Genomic DNA, 21,703 nt, shown 5'->3' with positions numbered 1-21,703 from the left:
AACCTTGCACGCCAAGGCATATCTCTCCCTGGCGAGGTGGGGCCGAGCCATCGCGCCTTCGAGGACGTATCGTCCGCCGCACAGCGCGCCGGCGCCGCCGGCCAGGGCGGAGCCGACACGTGCTCACCCCACCGAACCCCGACTTTGCGACGATGAGGGCCATGAGAGGACGTGTACTGGTCGTCGACGACGACCTCGCGCTCGCCGAGATGCTCGGCATCGTGCTGAGGGGCGAGGGTTTCGAGCCCTCCTTCGTGCACGATGGCGACAAGGCGCTTGAGGCGTTCCGGGAGACCCGGCCCGACCTCGTGCTGCTCGACCTGATGCTGCCGGGGGCGGACGGGATCGACGTGTGCCGCCAGATCCGCGCCGAGTCCGGTGTTCCGATCGTCATGCTGACGGCCAAGAGCGACACGGTCGACGTCGTCCTCGGCCTGGAGTCCGGCGCCGACGACTACATCGTCAAACCGTTCAAGCCCAAGGAACTGGTGGCCCGTGTGCGCGCGCGCCTGCGCCGTACCGACGAGCCCGCCCCCGAGACCCTGCAGATAGGCGACATCACCATCGACGTCGCCGGGCACTCCGTGAAGCGCGGAGAACGCCACATCCCGCTGACGCCGCTGGAGTTCGACCTCCTGGTGGCCCTTGCCCGCAAGCCCCGCCAGGTGTTCACCCGTGAAGTCCTCCTGGAGCAGGTCTGGGGTTACCGGCACGCCGCCGACACCCGACTGGTGAACGTCCACGTGCAGCGCCTCCGCGCCAAGATCGAGAAGGACCCGGAGCGCCCCGAGATCGTCGTCACCGTCCGCGGTGTGGGCTACAAGGCGGGACCGGCCTGACGCCGGACCACCCATGAGCGCCGGCATGACGAGGGCGAAGCGGTCCGTCCGGCGTGGGCTCGGGGCCGTCCACCGCGCCCTGCGGAGCGCCGTCCGGACCGGGTACACGCGGTGGCGCCGCTCGATCCAGGTGCGCATCGTCACCTCGACGCTGTTCATCTCAGCGATCGTGGTGGCGATCCTGGGCGCGTTCCTGATGCAGCAGGTGTCGTCCGCCCTGATGGACGGGAAGGTCAAGGCCGCACGCCTGCAACTGGACGACGGTCTGGCGCAGGTACAGCGCGACCTGGGGAACTCGCCGGGGGACGGCAGCAGGCTCAACGCGACCATCGACAGGTTGAAGTCCCGTAGCGGGCCGTCCGGTCTGTACGAGGTCTATATCCGCGACACCACGGAGCAGTACTTCGACGGATACACGACCAATGAGCTGCGGGAGGAGAGCGTCCCGCGTCGGCTCCGTGAGGAGTTGAAGAACGCTCCGGCGGGTGCGAGCGCCTACACCTACGGAAAGCTCTCCTACGTCGGTGACCGTCCGTCCGAGCGCGGGCTCATCGTGGGCGGTAAGACCGGCCAGTTCGAGCTCTACTACCTGTTCCCCCTAGAGGAGGAACAGCGGACGCTGACCAACGTGGGGCGGTCCCTGGCCGGGGTGGGTGTCGTCCTTGTGCTGCTCTTGGCGGCGATCGCCGCGCTGGTGACGAGGCAGGTCGTCCTACCGGTGCGGTTGGCCGCGCAAGGGGCGCAGCGCCTCGCCGCCGGACGTCTCGAAGAGCGCATGAGGGTCCGCGGTGAGGACGACCTGGCACGCCTCGCCCGTTCGTTCAACGACATGGCGGCGAACCTGCAAGAGAAAATCGGGGAACTGGAAGACCTGTCGCAGGTGCAGCGCCAGTTCGTCTCGGACGTGTCCCACGAGCTGCGCACGCCCCTGACAACCATCAGGATCGCCGCGGACATGCTCTACGAGAACCGCGACACCTTCGATGATCCCGCGGTCGGACGCTCCGCGGAGTTGTTGCAGAGCCAGTTGGAGCGGTTCGAGTCCCTCCTGGCCGACCTATTGGAGATCAGTCGGCACGACGCTGGGGCGGCGACGCTCGACGCTGAGTCGCTGGACATGCGCGACCTCGTCCTGCGCGTTGTCGGGGACATCCAGGGCCTGGCAGAGCGCAAGGGCAGCAAGGTCGTCCTGCAACTGCCCGGTGAGCCTTGCATGGCCGAGGTGGATCGGCGCAGAGTCGAACGGATCCTGCGGAACCTGCTCGTCAACGCCGTGGAGCACGGCGAAGGCGAGGACATCGTCGTTTCCGTGGCCGCCGACCGCGATGCCGTGGCCGTCGCCGTCCGTGACCACGGCGTGGGGCTCAAACCGGGAGAGGGGCAGATGGTGTTCGACCGGTTCTGGCGCGCGGACCCCGCGCGCGCCCGCACCACCGGCGGCACCGGCCTCGGCCTGTCGATCTCCCGGGAGGACGCGCAGCTGCACGGCGGATGGCTGCAGGCGTGGGGAGAGCCCGGCGCGGGCTCCCAGTTCCGCCTCTCGCTGCCTCGCGTGGCCGGGGCCGAACTCAGGGGCTCGCCGCTGCCGCTCGTCCCTCCTGGGGCCGGTGACGCCCGTCCGCTGTACGCGGAGCTGGAGGCCGGGGAGTGAAGCGGGGCACGTGTCTTCTCGCGGGAGGGCTCTTCGTGCTCGGCGGTGCGGGGTGCGCGACCGTCCCGAGCGGGGGGCAGGTCGTGACCGGCAAGCCCGCGGAACGCGCGGAGCGCGTCGACGACCCGTACGTGCGGCTGATCCCGGTGAAACCGCGGCCGGAATGGGGTCCGGCCCAGATCGTCTCCGGGTTCCTCGCCGCGTCCGCCAGTTTCGACGACAACCACCATGTCGCGAAGACGTACCTCAGCCCGCAGACTTCCTGGAATCCGGGTCTGCGCCCGTTCGTGACCGTCCTGTCCAGCCGGATCATCGCGCCGCAGGTGGTCAGGACGGCCGGTGACCAGGCGACGGTCAGGGTCACCGGCGACGAACTGGGCACGATCACGTCCGACGGGCAGTACACCGCGTCCCCGAAGGGGCTCGACAGCACGTTCCAGTTGGCCAAGACCCCGCAGGGCGTATGGCGCATCACCGGAATGCCGGGTGACGACAAGGGCGGTCTGTTCCTCTCCAAGGACGACGTCGAGCGCGCCATGCGCACCGTCAACCTGTTCTTCTTCGCGCCTGATCAGCAGACCCTCGTCCCCAACGGAATCTTCCTGCCGGTGGTCAACAGGCAGACGTTGCCCACTCAGCTCGTCCAGGCGTTGCTGGCGGGGCCGACGTCCTGGCTGAACGGTGCCGTCCGTACTGCTTTCCCGCCTCGCACCCGGCTGCGTCGGGGCGTCCATATCGAGAAGGACGTCGCCACCGTCGACCTCTCCGAAGAGGCCCACGCAGGCAACATCGAACGGATGTCGGCGCAACTCAGTTGGACGATGCGGCAGCTTTCGGAGATCAAACGGTGGCGACTCCAGATCAACGGCGAGACCGTCATCGCCCAGGACATGGAGGCCACCCAGCCCGTGCACGCGTGGGAGGGCAACTCCCCTGACGGCCAGGTGCCGCAAGGCGAAACCCACGAGAACGCCTACGTGGTGGGGTCGTCCGGGTACCTGGGCACGTTGCAGGGCGACCGCGCCCAACCCATCGTGACGGGGCCCGGCGGTCGTCTCTCCCGTCCTGCCATCGCTCCCGACTACCAGGAGTTCGCCGGGCTCAGCGCCACGGGCCGCCAGGTCTTTGTCGCGGCCCCTGTCACGGGAGCGCCCACCCCGCACGTCCTGCTGACCGCGCAGGAAGGGGCTCGTTTCACCGCCCCGTCCTGGAGCAATGACGGCACGCTGTGGGTCGTGGAGACCCGGCGGGACGAATCCTGGCTGTGGGTGCGTCCGCGTGGCCGTCCAGCCGTGCGAGCCGCCCACTGGGGTCTGGGCGGACGTGAGGTACTGGCCTTCCGCGTCGCGCGCGACGGCGTCCGCGCGGCCGTCATCGCGCGGATCGACGGCCGTCCTCAGGTGCAGGTGGGCCGCATCGCCCACGCTCCGGACGGTTCCCTTGACGTCGGCTCGTTCCTGCCGGTGAGCTCCGAACTCCAGGACGCGGTCGACCTCGCCTGGCGTGACTACAACACCCTCGCCGTCTTGGGGCGTGCCAAGCGCGACTCGCAGACGCTGCCGTTCCTGATGCCCATAAGCGGTAGCGCCATCACGTCCCTGGGAGTGGGCTCCCTGGGCGAGCCCCGCACGATCGCCGCCGCGCCCGGCGCTCCGATCCTCATCGGCACCCGCTCGTCCGGGAAGGAACAGGTCTGCCGCCAGCGCGTCCCGAGCAACTCCTACAGCCCCTGGATCTGCCCGACCGCGGCGAAGGACCCGAGCTACCCGCGCTGACGTCGCGCTCGGCGAAGTTATCCACAACTCGCGGATCTCGTGCTCCCGGCGGCTCGCTGGCGGCATCGTCGAGGGCATGAGCTTCCTCGCCGACTTGATCGAGTTGCTGCTCCCGGAGCGCTGCGCCGGCTGCGACGCGGCTCCCGTCCTGCTGTGCGACGACTGCGCGGCCCCACTGCAAGCCCCCGCCAGACCCGCCCTAACGGCCCCAGACGGCCTGCCGCCTCCCTGGACCGTCGCCCCCTACGAGGGCCCTCTCCGGACGATCCTGTCCGCCTACAAGGAACACGGCCGCACGGCCTTAGCCGCCCCCTTGGGCGAGGCCCTGGCCACCGCCGTCCACGCCGCCCTGCCGCAGACCCGCTCGCCCCCGCCCAAAACCACCCCGCGCCTGCCGGTGGCCGTCGTGTGGGTGCCGTCGGCGCGCGGGGCGGTCCGCCGACGCGGGCACGACCCGCTGCGGGGAGCGGTCGCCGTCGCGGTACGGCGCCTGCGCGCGAAGGGCCTGCCGGTGACCGCCGTCCCCGCCCTGCGGCAGTGCGGCCGCGTAGCCGATCAGGCCGGGCTCACGGCCACGCAACGAATCGCCAACCTGGACGGAGCCCTCGAAGTGACGCCGAGCACCGGCCTCACCGACCACCGGATCGTCCTGGTGGACGACGTGATGACCACGGGCGCCTCCCTCGCGGAAGCTGCCCGAGCCCTCCGCGCCGCCGGAGCCGAGCCCTCAGCCGCCGCCACAATCGCCACCACCCCCCTCCGCCGAAAACGCACGTAGCAGCCACCCCAGCCCTACCGCAGCGGTGGCAGGGGGATGGCTTGGGGCGTTCTTGGCCTTGGGGGTGGTTGGTGACTTTCTTCACGTTGGGGAGAAACACCGGCAGGTAGTTACCTTGTGTAGTCGGGATTTCGGGGGAGGTGAGGCGGGTGTCCGGGGCGCGTCTTGATGGTGGGAGAGTCGAGGTTTTCCAAACTCACCGAAGGGGGAGTCCCATCTGACCTGCGGTGGTGGAGGGGGTGCGACGGGCGCGTCCGCAGGGGTTGACGGTGGTCGGTGGGGCGCCTGAACCGGGGCGGGGTACCTGATGCGACAGTCTCCGATGACGGTCAGTGAGTTTTTCCTCCGTCCACCCCCCTGACATTCGAGGCGTAAGGGGTTAGCGTTCCTGACATGGCACCCGCCCGGGTCCGTGGTTGCGTTGGATCGCAGCGCTCGTCAGGAGCGCGTCAGCCGGTCCGGCTAGCCGATGCCAGGCGCAGGCGAAACGGCCCACGTAAGGCGACTTCTCGTCGACCGATCACGGTGCGCCTTAGAGGTAAGTCCTGCCCCGGCGGGGGATCCGACATCCCCCGCGCAGGGAGAAGGGCAGTAGTGGCGAAAGCGCCGCGAGGCCTTCAGCAGGCGGATGTGGGGACGAAGACCAGGTCGGCCGGGCGGGTGCGACCCACCGTCCTGTGGTGCCGTCCGGGGCGGACAGGAGATCCCCGGCCGGCCGGAAACGCAACCGGGAGAAGGGGGGTCCCCGCGTGAACATCACCGTCAGGGGCCGGCACACCGATGTCAACGACAGGTTCCGTCGGCATGTCGACAACAAACTGGCCAAGATCGAGCGGCTCAACCAGAAGGTCATCCGCGTGGATGTGGAGGTGTCCGAGGAACGCAACCCACGGCTCGCCGACCAGCGCGAAAGGGTGGAGCTGACGATCCGCTCCCGAGGCCCGGTGATCCGTGCCGAGGCCGCCGCCGACGACCGGTACGGCGCCCTCGACCTGGCGCTCGACAAGCTGGAGTCACGCCTGCGCCGCGACTCCGAACGGCGCAAGGGGCACGGCGGGAAGGGCCGTGCCAAGCTCGCGACCATGGAGCCGCTCCCGGAGGCGCTCCCCGAACCCCCGGCGCCCGTCACGCGACCCGCTCCGCCCGTCAGGGACGAACCCGAGGCCGTGAAGGTCTCGCCGGACGAGAACATCGTCCCGATCCCCATGGACGGCGACGGCCCCGTCGTCGTCCGCGAGAAGTTCCACAAGGCCGAGCCGATGGGCATCGAGCAAGCCCTGTTCGAGATGGAGCTCGTCGGCCACGACTTCTTCCTGTACCGCGACAAGGCCACCGGGCACCCGTCCGTCGTCTACCGGAGACGGGGCTGGGACTACGGAGTCATCAGGCTCGTCGAAGAGTGATGCGGCACTCGCGTCACGTCACCGTCCGAACCATGCCATGATCTGAAAAGGCGTACCAGCCGAACCGCGGACGCGGTGGTCCGGGGGAGGGTCCGGTGCGGCGCCGAGCGCCACTCGGCCGTCCCGGAGCCAGGCCCGGCCCCGCGCCGCGGCGGCGGTCCCGCCGGGTCTCCGGATCCGCGGCGGGCACCCGGGAACCTCCCGGGACGCACAGCAGTTCACCGGAGGACACCCCGGCCCGAAATCCCCCGGGTCCGTCCCCGGAACCCGTAGGTTCCCCAGAACGACACCGTCGGAGAGCAGCCAACCCTCCGGCGGTCGCAGATCGCTGAGTGCTGAATATTGAAGATTGAAGGGGGGAAGCGGCGTCTTCTCCACGCCGCGACTCTGGTGAGCGAGAATCCCGAGGCTCGCGACGCCGCGGCGGTACCCCGTCAGGCCGGCGCAACCCCCGCCGGCCCTGCGGCGGCCCAGCCCGCCGATCCGATCCGCGTGCTCATCGTCGACGACCACGCGCTGTTCCGCCGCGGCCTGGAGATGGTGCTGCAGGGGGAGAGCGACATCGAGGTCATCGGCGAGGGCGGCGACGGGCACGAGGCTGTCGAGATGGCCGGCGACCTGCTGCCGGACGTCGTCCTGATGGACATCAGGATGCCGCGCCGCAGCGGCATCGAGGCGTGCACGGCGATCAAGGACGCGGCGCCCAGCGCCAAGATCGTCATGCTCACGATCAGCGACGAGGAGGAGGACCTCTTCGAGGCGATCAAGGCGGGGGCCAGCGGCTACCTGCTCAAGGAGATCTCGATCGACGAGGTCCCGCAGGCGGTCCGCGCGGTGCACGGCGGGCAGTCGCTGATCAGCCCGTCGATGGCGTCCAAGCTCATCACCGAGTTCGCCGCGCTGGCGAAGCGCAGCGAGGAGCGGACCCAGCAGGTCCCCGCGCCGCGCCTCACCGAGCGCGAGATGGAGGTGCTGCGGCTCGTCGCGCGCGGCCTCGGCAACCGGGAGATCGCCCGGGAGCTGTTCATCTCCGAGAACACGGTGAAGAACCACGTCCGGAACATCCTGGAGAAGCTGCAGCTCCACTCCCGGATGGAGGCCGTGGTGTACGCCGTCCGGGAGAAGCTGCTGGAGATCACCTGAGTCCGTCGCGACCGGCAATCCGCTTTTGTCGGTGTCGTGCCGTAGCATCGCGGACGTGATCGAGGCAGAGCTCACCGCGGACGAGGCACGGCGGCTCCAGCTGCGTGCCCAGGGCTTCATCGGCGCGCGCCCGAAGGGCGGCGTCCCGGCCATGCTGGAACGGCTCGGCGCCGTCCAGCTCGACACGATCTCCGTTCTCGCGCGCTCCCACGAACTCGTCCCCTACGCCCGCCTGGGTCCGGTCGGCCGCACCGCCATCGAAGCCGCCTACTGGGGCAGCGGCCAAGCCGCCAGCACCGCAGCCCGGCCCGCCGGACGTCTCATCACCGCTCCGGTTGGACAGGCCGGTGCCGCCGCTGCGAACGGGCTTGCCCGCGTGCCCGCTCCGGGCGGACGTGCCGGCGCCGCCGCTCCGGGCGGGCGTGCCGGAGGCGCCGCTCCGGGCGGAGTAGCCGGTGGCGTTGCTGCGGGCGGAGTAGCCGGTGGCGCCGTTTCCGGCCCGTCTGCTGGACGACGTGCTGGAGCGACCGGTCGTTGGGACGGGCTTGGGACGTTCGAGTATTGGGCGCATGCGGCTTCGGTGTTGCCGTTGGGCGACTGGCCTTTGTTCGCATTTCGTCGACGGGCGTACCTGCGGCGGGGGTGGCGTTGGCACAAAGTGCCCGAAGGGGTCTGTGACGAGATCCGTGCCCGGCTGAAGGCGGACGGTCCGCTCACCACCAAGGAGCTCGGCGGGGCCAAGGCGAGCGCCGAGTGGTGGGACTGGAGCGACCACAAGATCGGCATCGAGTGGCTGCTGGACATCGGCGAGGTCGTCTGCGTCCAGCGCGTCGGCTGGCGGCGGGTGTACGACCTGGCTGAGAGAGCCGTTCCGGCGGAGTTGCTCGCGCGCGAGCTTGACGACGACGCCTGCCTGACCGCGCTCGTCGCCCGTGCCGGACGGGCCCTCGGCGTCGGGACCCGGGCCGATCTCGCCGACTACTACCGGCTCAAGCAGGACCAGGTGGAGCAGGTCGTCGAGGCGACCGGGCTGGTGCCGGTCAAGGTCGCGGGCTGGACGCAGCGCGCCTGGGCCGACCCCGACGCGCTGGCCGAACTTTCGGGCCTGCGTGGCAGGCATGCCACCACGCTGCTGTCACCGTTCGACTCGCTCGTCTGGGACAGAGCCCGTGCGTCCCGCGTGTTCGGGTTCGACCACCGCCTGGAGGCGTACGTCCCGAAGGCGAAGCGGGTCCATGGCTACTTCGCGATGCCGCTGCTGGTCGGGGGCCGTCTGCTCGGACGGGTCGACCCCGCCAGGGAAGGCCGCACCCTCATCGCCCGGCAGGTCTCCATGGAGGCTCGGGCGACCGGCACGCCGTCGCGGTCGGAGTCGTCCGCCGCGGCGCTCGCCACGGCGCTGTGGCGGGCCGCCTCCTGGGTCGGCTGCGACGACGTCCGCGTCGAACGCTCCGACCTGCCGCGCGACGTCCTCGAATCCGCCCTGAAGAACGCCGCCCCTTCCTGACACACCTCCCGGACGTGCCCGGTTTGGGGTGGCGTGCCCCGCCTCCGGCCCCTTGGGGCGAGCCGGCGGCGGGGGTTTGGTGACGCTCGGGGGTAGAGGGGATGCTTGGAGTGACATTCCGGGGCGGGGATTTCGGGGGCGGCTCGGGGGAGCCTGGGAATGGAGCGGGTTTCGGGCTTGTTGTTATGCGACGAAAGACATGCTCCAATTCCGGGGAATTCTGATCTCCGTCCGGAACGTCAGCCGTGCGGGGTGTGCTGGGGATCGGTCGCGATGGGACGGTCCAAAGCCTCGCCGCCCGCGCCGCCGCGCCGCCTCGCCGTCCGCCTGCCGAACAGCGAGTAGTCGACGATCTCCGGGATGACGCGGGGCGCGTCCACCACCACGTCCGCGAACAAGTGGACGAAACCGCTGATGACCACGCCGAGCACGACCACGCCGACGCCCACCCAGAACATGATCCACAGGGGGCCGAGGCACACCGCGACGCCGCCGACGACGAACCCGGCGAAGATGACGGCCACGGCGAACCACGAGCTCAGCGCGCCCGCGTGCGAGCCGTGCGGCTCGTGCACCACGTGCGAACCGTGCGGCGACTGCTCGTCCCGGGATTTCTGAGACCCTCCCGGGCCGTCCGCTCCGGCCGTGCGCGGCTCTCCTGACTGCGAATTTTCGGACACAGCGCCTCCCTCCGACTGCTGTGGGGGATCCTCTCCGGCACCCGGAATGTCAAACGGGGCCCGTTGTGGATTGCGCTGCGGAGTGACCTAGACCATTCTGGGTCTCGCCTACGATGGGCATCGTACGTGTGGTGTGCGCACCGCCTGGAGCGGTGAACCACGATCTGCAAGGAGCCTTCGAGAGTGCCGCCAGTCATCGACAAGATCCTTCGTGCGGGCGAGGGAAAGACCCTGCGCAAGCTCAAGAAGCTCGCGGATCAGGTCAACTCGATCGAGGAGGACTTCCTCGAGATGAGCGACGCCGAGTTGCGCGAGCTGACCGACAAGTACCGAGAACGCCTCGCCGACGGCGAGACCCTGGACGACCTGCTCCCCGAGGCGTTCGCGACCGCTCGCGAGGCCGCCAAACGCGTGCTCGGGCAGCGCCACTTCGACGTCCAGATCATGGGCGGGGCCGCGCTGCATCTCGGCAACATCGCCGAGATGAAGACGGGGGAGGGCAAGACCCTCACCGCCGTCCTGCCGGCCTATCTGAACGCCCTGTCCGGCGACGGCGTCCATGTGGTCACGGTCAACGACTATCTGGCCAAACGTGACGCCGAGTGGATGGGCCGCGTCCACCAGTTCCTCGGGCTGGAGGTCGGCGTCGTCCTGGCGCAGATGACGCCCGAGGAGCGGCGCGCCGCCTACGAGGCCGACATCACGTATGGCACGAACAACGAGTTCGGCTTCGACTACCTGCGCGACAACATGGCGTGGAGCCTGGACGAGTGCGTCCAGCGCGGCCACAACTTCGCCGTCGTCGACGAGGTCGACTCCATCCTGATCGACGAGGCCAGGACCCCGCTGATCATCTCGGGACCGGCCGAGCAGAACTCCAAGTGGTACGGCGAGTTCGCCAAGATCTCCCCGCGCCTGAAGCGCGCCGAACTGGTCAGCACCGCCGGCCAGGTCGACGAGTACGGCCCGGGCGACTACGAGGTCAACGAGAAGAAGCGCACGGTCGGCATCACCGAGTCGGGCGTCGAGAAGGTCGAGGATTGGCTCGGCATCGACAACCTGTACGACTCGGTCAACACGCCCCTGGTCAGCTTCCTGAACAACGCCCTGAAGGCCAAGGAGCTCTACAAGCGGGACAAGGACTACGTCGTCATGAACGGCGAGGTCCTGATCGTGGACGAGTTCACCGGCCGAATCCTCCACGGTCGCCGCTACAACGAGGGCATGCACCAGGCCATCGAGGCCAAGGAGGGCGTGGCGATCAAGGACGAGAACCAGACGCTCGCCACGATCACCCTGCAGAACTACTTCCGCCTCTACTCGAAGCTGTCCGGGATGACCGGTACCGCCGAGACCGAGGCGGCGGAGTTCAACAAGACCTACAAGATCGGCGTCGTGCCGATCCCGACGAACAAGCCGATGATCCGCGAGGACGTCGCGGACGTCGTCTACAAGACCGAGCAGGCCAAGTTCGAGGCCGTCGTCGACGACATCGCCGAGCGGCACGAGAAGGGCCAGCCGGTCCTCGTCGGCACCACGTCCGTGGAGAAGTCCGAGAAGCTGAGCAAGATGCTCAAGCGGCGCGGCATCCCGCACCAGGTGCTGAACGCCAAGCACCACGAGCAGGAGTCGGCGATCGTCGCGGAGGCGGGCCGCAAGGGCGGCGTGACCGTCGCGACGAACATGGCGGGCCGCGGCACCGACATCATGCTCGGCGGCAACCCCGACTTCCGCGCCGACCTGGAGCTGCACCAGCGCGGGCTGTCCCCGCTGGAGACGCCCGAGGAGTACGAGGCCGCCTGGCCGGAGGCGCTGGAGAAGGCCAAGGAGGCCGTGAAGGGCGAGCACGAGGAGGTCGTCGAAAGCGGCGGCCTGTACGTCCTCGCGACCGAGCGGCACGAGTCGCGGCGCATCGACAACCAGCTCCGCGGCCGGTCCGGCCGCCAGGGCGACCCGGGCGAGTCCCGGTTCTACCTGTCCCTTGAGGACGACCTGATGCGGCTGTTCAACTCCGCCCGGGTCGAAGCGATCATGAACCGGCTGAACATCCCGGACGAGCAGCCGATCGAGTCGAAGATCGTCTCGAACGCGATCAAGTCGGCGCAGAGCCAGGTCGAGCAGCAGAACTTCGAGATGCGCAAGAACGTCTTGAAGTACGACGAGGTGCTGAACCGGCAGCGCAAGGTCATCTACGCCGAGCGCCGCAAGGTGCTGGAGGGCGCCGACCTCCACGAGCAGGTCCGCAACATGATCGACGAGGTCGTCGCGGGCTACGTCGCGGGCGCCACCGGCGAGGGCTTCGCCGAGGAGTGGGACCTCGACAAGCTGTGGAAGGCGTTCAAGCAGCTCTACCCGATCGCCATCACGGTGGACGAGCTGGTCGAGGACGCCGCCGACGGCGACATCTCCGGCCTGGACGCCGAGACGCTCGCCGCGAAGATCCGCGACGACGCGCACTCGTGCTACGACAAGCGCGAGGAGGAGCTCGGCGCCGAGGTGATGCGGGAGCTGGAGCGCCGCGTCGTGCTGAACGTCCTCGACCGCAAGTGGCGCGAGCACCTCTACGAGATGGACTACCTCCAGGAGGGCATCGGCCTGCGGGCCATGGCGCAGCGCGACCCGCTGGTCGAGTACCAGCGCGAGGGCTACGACATGTTCAACGCGATGCTCGACGGCATCAAGGAGGAGTCGGTCGGCTACCTCTTCAACCTGGAGGTCCAGGTCGAGGAGCAGGCGGACGCCCCGGTCGTCGGCGCCGCGCCCGTGTCGGTCGCGAAGTCGTCGGGCGACGTCGAGACCCTCTCGCTGGACGACGTCGAGGAGGTCGACGAGGCCCCCGCGGAGGCCCCCGCCATCAAGGCGAAGGGCCTGGAGAAGCCGTCGCGTCCGACGAAGCTGGAGTACTCGGCTCCGACCGTCGACGGCGAGGGCGGCGTCGAGCACCACAGCGAGGAAGTCGACGACGAGTACGCGGGCGTGAACCGCAACGACCCGTGCCCCTGCGGCTCGGGCAAGAAGTTCAAGCGCTGCCACGGCGACCCGCGCAGCCGCGGCAAGTAGCCGCGTAGCACCGCTTCGCACGTAGCACCGTTTCGACGGCGGCCTCCCGGACTTCCGGGAGGCCGCCGTCGTCTATCGGGCGGTCGTTTCGAGGGCGGTGCAGCGCCAGCGGCCCCGGGTGTGGTCGAGGCGCAGCGCCAGGGCGTGGACCCGTCCCGCGATCACCACTACGGCGGTCGTCTCGGCGATCGCCCGGGCGGGACGCTGCGTCCGGCACGAGAGCACCCTCGGCGGGACGACCCGTCGCCCGGCGAGGCTCGGCGCGGCCCGGTGGAGCAGCTCGCGGCAGACCGCGGGGACGGCCACCAGGGAGAGCTGGTGCGTCGGACGGGTGCCCGCGAGGACCTCCACGATCAACCGTACGGCGGCATCCGCGACGGCCCTGACCTCGGCTTCCACCCCGTCCGCCGGACGGACCAGGCGAAGCCCCGGCGGCCGCGGCGGGTGCGTCCGGGGCGGCGCGGGCCGCAGCGCCAGCGCGCCCCGGGTGGCGGGCATCGGACGGTACCGGACGAATCGCACCGCAGCGGGCTTGTCCGTACGTCGCCGCATGAAAGACCTCCTGTCTCGGTTCATGACAGGAGTCGCGAGAGCCGCGAAAAATACGTCCTGGCCGACTAAGGCCGGAAAACCCCGAACAGGCCGATTATCCGCCGCCAAAGCGATAAGCGAACCGGCCGGACGCTGGGAATGGGAGAAGGCGGCGGGACGCTGGGGCGTCCCGCCGCCTTCTGGGAGCGGGCCCCGGACGGGTGCGGGGGCGCCGGGGCCCGGGAGCGGGGCCGGTGGGCTGGACCGGCCCGGGGGGAGGGCGCCGCGAGCGCGGTCACCCGGGGTCGGTCAGCCGCTGGCAGGGGAGTCCTGCGGCTTCGCGCGCTTCTTCCCGCCGCCGTCGGTGCTGCCGCTGCCGGCGAGCTCGGGGTCGGCGGTCGGGTCGGCGATGCTCGACTCCTCGCCCTCGGGTTCACGTCCCGGAGTCGCGAAGTTGAACTTCACGATCAGGAACTTGAAGACGAAGTAGTACACGAAGAAGTAGAGGACGCCCATTCCGAGGATGAGCGGCAGCCCCTTCGTGTTGTCCTTCGAGGCGTTCAGCAGCAGGTCGATGCCGCCCGCCGAGAAGCCGAAGCCGAGCTTCGCCCCGGCGGCCTCCAGCACCGCCATCGAGATGCCGGTGAGGACGACGTGCACCCCGTACAGGACGGGCGCGACGAACATGAACGCGAACTCGATCGGCTCGGTGACGCCGGTGACGAACGCGGTCAGCGCGGCGGAGACCATGATGCCGCCGACGGCGGGACGGCGGTGCGGCGGCGCGGCGCGCCAGATGGCCATCGCGGCGCCCGGCAGGCCGAACATCAGGACGGGGAAGTACCCGGCGAGCAGGCCGCCCGCGTGGGGGTCGCCGGCCAGGTAGCGGTTGATCTCGCCGTGCACGGCGCCGTCCGGGCCGTTGTAGGTGCCGAACACGAACCAGATGAGCGAGTTCACGATGTGGTGCAGGCCGAACGGGATCAGCAGCCGGTTGACGACGCCGTAGATGCCCGCGCCGAGCGCGCCCGCGCCGGTGATCCAGTCGCCGAAGTCGGTGAGCCAGCCGCCGAGCACCGGCCAGACGAAGCCGATCAGGACGCCGAGCAGCAGGCCCGCGAGCGCGGTGACGATGGGGACGAAGCGCCGTCCGCCGAAGAACGCCAGGTAGGTCGGCAGCTTCACGCGGTAGAAGCGCTGGTAGAGCAGCGCCGCGGTGAGGCCCATGAGGATGCCGCCGAGCACCTGCGTCGGGTTCGTGGCGCCCCAGTCGATGGTCGGCGCCGGCTGGCCGTCCTTCATCTGCGTGATGAGGACGGTCGCCTTGAGGTCGTCGGAGTGCGAGAACATCGTCTTGGAGACGTGGTCGAAGACGAGGTACCCGACCACCGCGGCGAGCGCGGTGGAGCCGTCGGACTTCTTGGCGAAGCCGATCGCCACGCCGACCGCGAAGAGCAGCGGCAGGCTCATGAACAGCGCGTTGCCGGCGTTGCCGACGACTTCGGCGACGCGGTTCCACTCGAGGCCGTCCTTGCCGAGCATGTCGGGCTGGCCGAAGCGGAGCAGCAGTGCGGCGGCGGGCAGCACGGCGATCGGCAGCATGAGGCTGCGGCCGATCCGCTGCAGCACCGCGAGGATGCTCGACCCGCGCCGTGGCGCGGAGTCCACTGTCGTGGCGGTCATCGCGAGGTTCCTCCTCAGGGGTTACAGGAGTTCTCAGGGGTGTTGGTCGGGGCGGGACTACTCAGGGGCTGGACTTTTCAGGGGCGGAACTATTCAGGGGCGAGACTTCTCAGAAGCTGAGACTTCTCAAGGGCTGAGACTTCTCCGGGCTGGGGACTTCTCATGGGTGGGACTTCTCAGGGGTGGGGATGCGGGGGTGGGTTTCGCGGGGCTGGGTCAGGGCTGCTGCGCCGGGGGGTTCCCCAGGGCGGTGTGGATCTGGTACCGGTCCGCCCGGTAGGTCGACACGCCCAGTTCGGCGCACGCGCCTCCGGTGTAGGAGCGGCGTTGCAGGTGCAGGACGGCACTGCCGCGGGGGATCAGCAGGTGCCTGGCGTCGGTCGCGTCGGCGAGACCGGCGTCGATGGTCTGGTCTCCGGCGTCGAAGACCAGCCCGTAGACCGCTTCGAGCACGCCGTAGAGCGATCGGTCGGCGAGCCTGCGGTCCAGGAGGTCGGGGGCGAGCGAGGCGAGGATGTGGGCACGTTCCAGCGCCATCGGCTCCCCGTCGGCGGTGCGCAGCCGCTCGATGACGTGGATCTCCGTCCCGGGTTCGATCTCGAAGATCCGGGCGAGCCTCGCGTCGGCCGGGACGGTCCGGCGGTCGAGGTCGATCGCGCCCGGACGCAGCCCGCGGCTCAGCATGTCCTCGGTGAAGGACACGAGCCGGAGCGGCATCTCGATCTTCGGTCTGGCGACGAACGTGCCCTTGCCCGGGACGCGGTACAGCCGTCCTTCCGAGACGAGCTGGTCCACGCCCTGCCGGACGGTCATCCTGGACAGTTCGTACCTGACGCACAGCTCGCGCTCCGAGGGGATCGGGGCGTCGACGGGCAGCTCGGCGCTCTCGATGAGGTCGAGGAGTATCGCGCGGAGCTGGAAGTACTTCGGGACGGGACTGTGCGGGTCGATGGTCGTCACGGGGGTTTCCTCGATGGCCGGGGGCCGGATCGACTGGATTCGCCGGGCTACGACGGGTATGTGGGCTAGACAGTAGTTCAGGGCTATTCGATTTGGTTCGTACCGGTCTAGGCCGGACTAGACCACAGGTTCAAAACACCTGTCAATGCACGAATTCGTAACGACGACATCACGGCGTTCGTCCGGCAGGATCGGCGTACGCGCAGGTCAGGGACCTCGTGCGGAGGGCGTGTCCGGCTGCTCGTCCGGTGGCGCCTCGGGTGGCATGTCCTCTTCCGGCTCCCGTCCGGGCGTCGGCAGGTCGAACTTCGTGATGACGAACGTGAAGATCGCGTAGTACAGGACGAAGTACACCCCGCCGAGCGCGACGACCATCCACAGATGGCGGGTGTTGCTCTTGGTCGCGTTCAGGAGCAGGTCGATGAGCCCGGCCGAGAAACTGAATCCGAGCTGCGCGTCCGCCGCCGCGAGCAGGGCCATCGACACCCCGGTCAGCAGGACGTGGATCCCGTACAGCGCCGGCGCGACGAACATGAAGGAGAACTCGATGGGCTCGGTGACGCCGGTGACGAACGCGGTCAGCGCGGCGGAGAACATCAGGCCGCCGACGGTGGCGCGGCGGTGCGGCGGGGCCGTCCGCCAGATGGCGAGGGCCGCGCCGGGCAGGCCGAACATCAGCACGGGGAAGAACCCGGCGAGCAGCGTCCCGGAGTGCGGGTCGCCCGCCAGGTAGCGGTTGATCTCGCCGTGGACGACGCCGTCCGGCCCCCTGTAGGTGCCGAACACGAACCAGATCAGCGAGTTCAGGATGTGGTGCAGGCCGAACGGGATCAGCAGCCGGTTGGCGACGCCGTAGACGCCCGCGCCGAGCGCGCCCGCGCCGGTGATCCAGTCGCCGAACGCGTCGATGCGCCCGCCGAGCACCGGCCAGATCAGGCCGAGGACGACGCCGAGCAGCAGCGCGGCGGCGGCGCTGACGATCGGGACGAACCGCCGCCCGCCGAAGAACGCGAGCCAGGACGGCAGCCTGACCCGGTAGAACCGCTGGTAGAGGAGGGCGACCATGATCCCGACGACGATGCCGCCGAGGACCTGGGTCGGGTTCGTGAGCCCGTAGCCGACCGTCTCCTTCAGCGAGCCGTCCTCCTGCCGGACCAGTTGGACGACCGCCCCCTTCAACTCGGGGCTGTGCGCGAACAGCGTCTTCGAGACGCGGTCGAACACGAGGTAGGCGACGACGGCGGCGAGCGCGGTCGACCCGTCGGACTTCTTCGCGAACCCGATGGCGACGCCGACCGCGAACAGGATCGGCAGGTTGTCGAGCAGCGACCCGCCCGCGGCGGCGAAGACCTCGGCGATCCGGTCCCAGCCGAGGCCGTCCGCGCCGAGCAGGTCGGGCTGGCCGAGCCGGAGCAGGATTCCGGCGGCGGGCAGCACGGCGATCGGCAGCATGAGGCTGCGGCCGATCCGCTGCAGCACGCCGAACACGGACGTCCAGGCGCCACCGAGGCCCGTCCGTTCCTGACGAGTTCCGGCCGACATTGTCATTCTCATCCGATTCGTGGAGTATGGTGCCTGCTGGTCTAGTCCGGACTAGACCAGTTGAACCGGGCGTCAACGAACAGCGATCGTCGCGTCACAGAGAGTGCGCACCCATGGCATCACTTCTGATCACGGCCAACCGCATGATCATTACCCCCGCGGGCAGTTCTACCCGCGTACTCTCGCCGGGATACGTCCGCGTCGTGGACGGCGTGATCGCCGAGGCCGGGCAGGGCCCGCCGGACGGACCGTCCGACGTCGACCTGCCGGACGGCCTGCTCGCCCCCGGCCTCGTCGACCTCCAGGTGAACGGCTTCTTCGGCCACGACATGGTGGACGCCGACGAGGCCGCCTGGCACACCGTCGTCGGCCGCCTCCCCGAGACCGGCGTCACCGCGTTCCTGCCGACGTTCATCACCGCCCCGGTCGCGACGCAGGCCGCCGCGCTGCACCGCCTCCGCGACCTCCTGCCGGGACTTCCGCGCGGCACCCGCGTCCTCGGCGTCCACCTCGAAGGCCCGTTCCTGTCGGAGAAGCGCAAGGGCGCGCACAACGCGATCTACCTGACCGACCCGGAGCCCGAGGCCGTCGCGACGCTGCTGGAGACCGGGCTCGTCAAGCTCGTGACCCTCGCCCCCGAACGGAACGGCGCCCTCGACGCGATCCGCACCCTCACCGCGGCGGGCGTGCTGGTCAGCGTCGGGCACAGCGACGCCACCGCCGCGCAGACCGCGGAGGCCGCGGACGCGGGGGCGCGCATGGTCACCCACATCTTCAACGCCCAGTCGGGCGTCCATCACCGCGAGCCGGGCGTCGCGACGCAGGCGCTCATCGACGACCGGCTGAGCCCCGGCCTCATCCTCGACCTGCACCACGTCGGGCCCGAGGCGGCCGAACTCGTGTTCCGCGCCGCGGCCGGACGGGTCGTGCTCGTCACCGACGCGGCGGCATCGGCCGGGATGCCCCCCGGCACCTACGAACTCGGCGGCGAGCCCATCACCATGCCCGAGCAGGGCCCGCCGCTGCGCGCCGACGGCACCATCGCCGGGTCCGGCCTCCGGCTGGACGACGCCGTCGGCAACGCGATCGGCCTCGGGATCGGCACGGCCGCCGCGGTGGACGCGGCGACCCGGATCCCGGCCGAGCTGATCGGCCGGCCGGACCTCGGCCGCATCGCGCCGGGCGCCGCCGCGGACCTGGTCTGGCTGGGGCCGGACCACCGGGCGCGTACCACGTGGGTCAACGGGCAGAAAGTCTTCGGAGGGGGATCATGACCAGCAAGATGCGCGCCGAGATCGGCGAGCAGCCGGACGCGCTGCGCCGGACGATCGACGCGCTGCTGCCGCGCACGCCCGACATCGGGGCGCTCGCCCGGGAGACGCGGCAGGTGCTGTTCATCGCGCGGGGGTCGTCGGACAACGCCGCGGTGTACGGCCGCTACCTGGTGGAGTCGCGGGCCGGACGGCTGTCCACGCTCGCCGCCCCGTCCATCGCGACGACCTACCGGCGCAGGCTCGACCTGTCCGGCGTGCTGGCCGTCGCGATCAGCCAGTCCGGCAAGACCGAGGAGATCGTCGAGACGCTCGCCTGGGCGAAGGACTGCGGCGCCCGGACGGTCGCCGTCACCAACGGCGCCGGGTCCCCGCTCGCCGAGGCGGCCGAGGTCGCGCTGATCACGCTCGCGGGCGACGAGATCGCCGTCCCGGCGACGAAGACCTACACGACCCAGCTCGCCGCGCTGTCGGTGCTCGGCGTCGGGCTCGGCGCGGACGTCGCCGCCGACGACCTGCGCCGCGTCCCCGACGAGGTCGCCCGGATGATCGAGCGGACCGAGGGGTCCGCCGCGCTGGCGGAGATCGTCGAGGCGCTGGCGAAGGTCCCCGGCGCGGTCGTGTCCGGGCGCGGCATCGCGTTCGGCACCGCGCTGGAGCTGGCGCTGAAGATGAAGGAGGCGTGCTACCTGCACGCGATGGGCCTGTCGTACGCCGACCTGCAGCACGGCCCGATCGCCGTCGTCGACGACCAGACGCCGGCGCTGCTCGTCGCGGCGGACTCCGGGCCGACGCTCGCCGGGACGGTCGCGCTCGCCCGCCGCGTCGAGAGCGCCGGGGCGCACGCCTACGGCATCGGCGGCGGCGACGACCTCGCGGCCGCGTCCACGGCGGCGCTGCCCGGACCGGCGCTGCCCGAATGGGTGGCGCCGCTCGGCCTCATCGTCCCCGGTCAGCTTCTTGTAGAGAACCTGGCCCGCCGTCTCGGCATCGACCCAGACGTACCCCGTGGCCTCAACAAGGTCACCCAGACACACTGAGCCGTCCCGACCAGCGATCCCCGAGAGGCCCGCGACGCCGGGCCCGGCCCGACAGGAGAAACGACATGGACAAGGCCGAGGCGATCGTCGCCGCCCTGGGCGGCGCCGAGAACATCGTGGAGATCGAGCCGTGCGCGACCCGGCTGCGCACGGAGGTCGCGGACCCGAGCAAGGTCGACGACGCCGCGCTGAAGAAGGCGGGCGCGTTCGGCGTCATGCGCAGCGGCATCGTCGTGCAGGTCGTGGTGGGCCCTGAGGCCGACACCATCTCCAGCGACATCGAGGACCTCCTCGACTGACCCGTCCCCAGCGAGCCCTTCCCACCGACCCAGAGGACCCCCTGATGACCCGAGTACTGTCACCGGTCTCCGGCCGGGTCGTCGGCCTGGCCGGCGTTCCCGACCCGGTGTTCGCCCAGGCCATGGTGGGCCCGGGCACGGCGGTCGACCCCGAGCGCGGCCCGAGCCAGGCGATCGCGCCGGTCACCGGCAAGATCGTCAAGCTGCATCCGCACGCCTACGTCGTCGTGGACGAGGAGGGCCACGGGGTGCTCGTCCACCTCGGCATCGACACCGTGAAGCTGAAGGGGGAGGGCTTCGACCTCCTCGTCGGCGAGGGAGACCAGGTCGTGGCCGGGCAGCCGGTCGTCGGCTGGAACCCGGCCGTGATCGAGGCGGGCGGGCGCTCGCCCGTCTGCGCGGTCGTGGCCCTGGACGCGGGCGCCGACGCCCTCTCGGACGTGGCGGAGTCGGGCGAGGTGACGAAGGGGGCCGAGCTGTTCACATGGAGCTGATCGGATGGCGGTGATCGACTTGGACGCCGCCGTGTTCGACCTCGACGGCACCCTCATCGACACCGAGCCGCGCAACCGGGTGATGTGGTCGCGCCTGTTCGACGCGCACGGCGCCCCCTACGACGACGCGGTGATCGCGTCGTTCGCGGGGCGCCGCGGGCGCGAGGTGCTCCAGGAGCTGGCGCACCTGTTCCCCGGCCGGACGGTCGAGGAGCTGTTCGAGCAGGCGCTGTCCTACGGGACGCTGCCCGGCCTGCCGGCGGCCGAACCGGTGCCCGGCGCGGTCGGCCTCGTCCGGTCGCTGGCCGGGGCGGGGGTGCCGCTCGCGGTGGTGACGTCCGGGCAGCGCGCGTACGCCGAGGGCCTGCTGGCCGAGCTGGGCGTCCGCGACCTGCTCGACGTCGTCGTGACCGCGGGCGACGTCGCCAGCGGCAAGCCCCACCCGGAGGGCTACCTGGCCGCCGCGCGGGGCCTCGGCGTCCCGCCGGCGGCCGCGGTCGGGTTCGAGGACGCCCCGGCGGGCGTCGCGGCCGTGAAGTCCGCGGGCATGACCTGCGTGGGCGTCGGCACCACGCAGCCGCCGGACGCGCTGGCCGGGGCCGACCACGTGGTCGCCGACCTGAACGAGGTGGACGTCGTGCCGGGCCCCGCGCTGCGGGTGCGCGGCCCCGTGAACACCAGAGTTGACCCGTGAACACCAGAGTTGACCCGTGAACACCAGAGTTGACCCCTAACACCAGAGTTGACCAGGGACAAGCTGAGAGGGAGTGTGCCGTGACCGAGCGCAAGGTCAAGATCGAGTCGAGGGTGGGGCTGCACGCGCGGCCGGCCGCGTTGTTCGTCCAGACGGCGGCCAAGGCCCCGATGGACGTGACGGTCGCCAAGCACGGCGGCGCCCCGGTGAACGCCAAGAGCATCCTCGCCGTGCTGGGGCTGGACGCCCGGCACGGGGAGGAGGTCGTGCTGTCGGCGGAGGGCGCGGGCGCCGACGAGCTGCTCGACGACCTGGAGCGGCTGCTCGCCACGCCGGAGCCCGAGGGGGCCTGA

19 protein-coding genes and 1 pseudogene are annotated in these 21,703 nt (G+C 70.4%); 15 read left to right on the top strand and 5 right to left on the bottom strand.

Going from position 1 to position 21,703, the window contains the following annotated elements; genetic code table 11:
* The first annotated feature begins 161 nt into the window (after window positions 1-161).
* The 7 genes from mtrA to FXF65_RS33985 all read left to right on the top strand — a co-directional run bounded on the left by mtrA (window position 162) and on the right by FXF65_RS33985 (window position 9,096).
* Window positions 162-839 (top strand): MtrAB system response regulator MtrA, encoded by a 678-nt coding sequence (gene mtrA, locus FXF65_RS34015; protein ID WP_148354188.1) that lies wholly within the window; start codon window positions 162-164, stop codon window positions 837-839.
* Between the two features lie 25 nt (window positions 840-864).
* Window positions 865-2,490: an MtrAB system histidine kinase MtrB gene (mtrB, locus tag FXF65_RS34010; protein WP_187412650.1), complete on the top strand. Its 1,626-nt coding sequence runs from the start codon at window positions 865-867 to the stop codon at window positions 2,488-2,490.
* 35 nt (window positions 2,491-2,525) lie between these two features.
* Window positions 2,526-4,265: an LpqB family beta-propeller domain-containing protein gene (locus FXF65_RS34005; protein WP_246199294.1), complete on the top strand. Its 1,740-nt coding sequence runs from the start codon at window positions 2,526-2,528 to the stop codon at window positions 4,263-4,265.
* Window positions 4,266-4,341: 76 nt separating this feature from the next.
* On the top strand, window positions 4,342-5,043 hold the full coding sequence (locus tag FXF65_RS34000; protein ID WP_148354185.1) for a ComF family protein: 702 nt from the start codon (window positions 4,342-4,344) through the stop codon (window positions 5,041-5,043).
* Between the two features lie 749 nt (window positions 5,044-5,792).
* The gene (gene hpf, locus FXF65_RS33995) at window positions 5,793-6,446 is read left to right on the top strand and encodes a ribosome hibernation-promoting factor, HPF/YfiA family (RefSeq protein WP_148354184.1); all 654 of its coding nucleotides are present in this window, start codon (window positions 5,793-5,795) and stop codon (window positions 6,444-6,446) included.
* A 486-nt stretch (window positions 6,447-6,932) separates the two neighbouring features.
* On the top strand, window positions 6,933-7,589 hold the full coding sequence (locus FXF65_RS33990) for a response regulator (protein WP_222868892.1): 657 nt from the start codon (window positions 6,933-6,935) through the stop codon (window positions 7,587-7,589).
* Between the two features lie 55 nt (window positions 7,590-7,644).
* The gene (locus FXF65_RS33985; protein ID WP_378231201.1) at window positions 7,645-9,096 is read left to right on the top strand and encodes a winged helix-turn-helix domain-containing protein; all 1,452 of its coding nucleotides are present in this window, start codon (window positions 7,645-7,647) and stop codon (window positions 9,094-9,096) included.
* Window positions 9,097-9,335: 239 nt separating this feature from the next.
* On the opposite strand, the gene FXF65_RS33980 is transcribed toward FXF65_RS33985, so the two are convergent.
* Window positions 9,336-9,674 carry an HGxxPAAW family protein gene (locus FXF65_RS33980; protein WP_148354182.1) on the bottom strand — a complete coding sequence of 113 codons (339 nt, stop codon included), beginning with the start codon at window positions 9,672-9,674 and terminating at the stop codon, window positions 9,336-9,338.
* A gap of 285 nt (window positions 9,675-9,959) precedes the next feature.
* On the opposite strand from FXF65_RS33980, the pseudogene secA reads away from it, so the two are divergent.
* Window positions 9,960-12,501: pseudogene (secA, locus tag FXF65_RS33975) on the top strand (preprotein translocase subunit SecA); the annotation flags it as partial.
* 38 nt (window positions 12,502-12,539) lie between these two features.
* The gene (locus FXF65_RS46325) at window positions 12,540-12,836 is read left to right on the top strand and encodes an SEC-C metal-binding domain-containing protein (RefSeq protein WP_378231267.1); all 297 of its coding nucleotides are present in this window, start codon (window positions 12,540-12,542) and stop codon (window positions 12,834-12,836) included.
* A 72-nt stretch (window positions 12,837-12,908) separates the two neighbouring features.
* On the opposite strand, the gene FXF65_RS33970 is transcribed toward FXF65_RS46325, so the two are convergent.
* From FXF65_RS33970 to FXF65_RS33955, 4 genes are all read right to left on the bottom strand, one after another.
* Entirely contained in the window at window positions 12,909-13,388 is a 480-nt protein-coding gene (locus FXF65_RS33970; RefSeq protein ID WP_148354180.1) for an Rv3235 family protein, read from the bottom strand.
* A 288-nt stretch (window positions 13,389-13,676) separates the two neighbouring features.
* The gene (locus FXF65_RS33965; protein WP_148354179.1) at window positions 13,677-15,050 is read right to left on the bottom strand and encodes a PTS transporter subunit EIIC; all 1,374 of its coding nucleotides are present in this window, start codon (window positions 15,048-15,050) and stop codon (window positions 13,677-13,679) included.
* Between the two features lie 216 nt (window positions 15,051-15,266).
* Window positions 15,267-16,010, bottom strand: a complete 744-nt coding sequence (locus FXF65_RS33960) for a GntR family transcriptional regulator (RefSeq protein WP_148354178.1) — start codon at window positions 16,008-16,010, stop codon at window positions 15,267-15,269.
* Window positions 16,011-16,217: 207 nt separating this feature from the next.
* Complete coding sequence (locus tag FXF65_RS33955; RefSeq protein WP_148354433.1) at window positions 16,218-17,558, bottom strand: PTS transporter subunit EIIC; 1,341 nt, start codon at window positions 17,556-17,558, stop codon at window positions 16,218-16,220.
* A 107-nt stretch (window positions 17,559-17,665) separates the two neighbouring features.
* Between FXF65_RS33955 and nagA the strand changes: the two genes are divergently transcribed.
* The 6 genes from nagA (at window position 17,666) to FXF65_RS33925 (ending at window position 21,703) form a co-directional block, all read left to right on the top strand.
* Window positions 17,666-18,826: an N-acetylglucosamine-6-phosphate deacetylase gene (gene nagA, locus FXF65_RS33950; RefSeq protein ID WP_148354177.1), complete on the top strand. Its 1,161-nt coding sequence runs from the start codon at window positions 17,666-17,668 to the stop codon at window positions 18,824-18,826.
* Window positions 18,823-19,863: an SIS domain-containing protein gene (locus FXF65_RS33945; RefSeq protein ID WP_148354176.1), complete on the top strand. Its 1,041-nt coding sequence runs from the start codon at window positions 18,823-18,825 to the stop codon at window positions 19,861-19,863. The genes nagA and FXF65_RS33945 overlap by 4 nt, the downstream gene beginning before the upstream one ends.
* 65 nt (window positions 19,864-19,928) lie before the next feature.
* Complete coding sequence (locus FXF65_RS33940) at window positions 19,929-20,162, top strand: PTS sugar transporter subunit IIB (protein WP_148354175.1); 234 nt, start codon at window positions 19,929-19,931, stop codon at window positions 20,160-20,162.
* A gap of 44 nt (window positions 20,163-20,206) precedes the next feature.
* The gene (locus FXF65_RS33935; RefSeq protein ID WP_148354174.1) at window positions 20,207-20,656 is read left to right on the top strand and encodes a PTS sugar transporter subunit IIA; all 450 of its coding nucleotides are present in this window, start codon (window positions 20,207-20,209) and stop codon (window positions 20,654-20,656) included.
* Window positions 20,657-20,660: 4 nt separating this feature from the next.
* The gene (locus FXF65_RS33930) at window positions 20,661-21,350 is read left to right on the top strand and encodes an HAD family hydrolase (protein WP_148354173.1); all 690 of its coding nucleotides are present in this window, start codon (window positions 20,661-20,663) and stop codon (window positions 21,348-21,350) included.
* Window positions 21,351-21,430: 80 nt separating this feature from the next.
* On the top strand, window positions 21,431-21,703 hold the full coding sequence (locus FXF65_RS33925) for an HPr family phosphocarrier protein (RefSeq protein WP_148354172.1): 273 nt from the start codon (window positions 21,431-21,433) through the stop codon (window positions 21,701-21,703).

This window comes from Actinomadura syzygii (assembly GCF_008085905.1).
Classification (GTDB): domain Bacteria; phylum Actinomycetota; class Actinomycetes; order Streptosporangiales; family Streptosporangiaceae; genus Spirillospora; species Spirillospora syzygii.
Note: the sequence above shows the minus strand (reverse complement) of the source record. Positions and strands in the feature narration are given on the sequence as shown.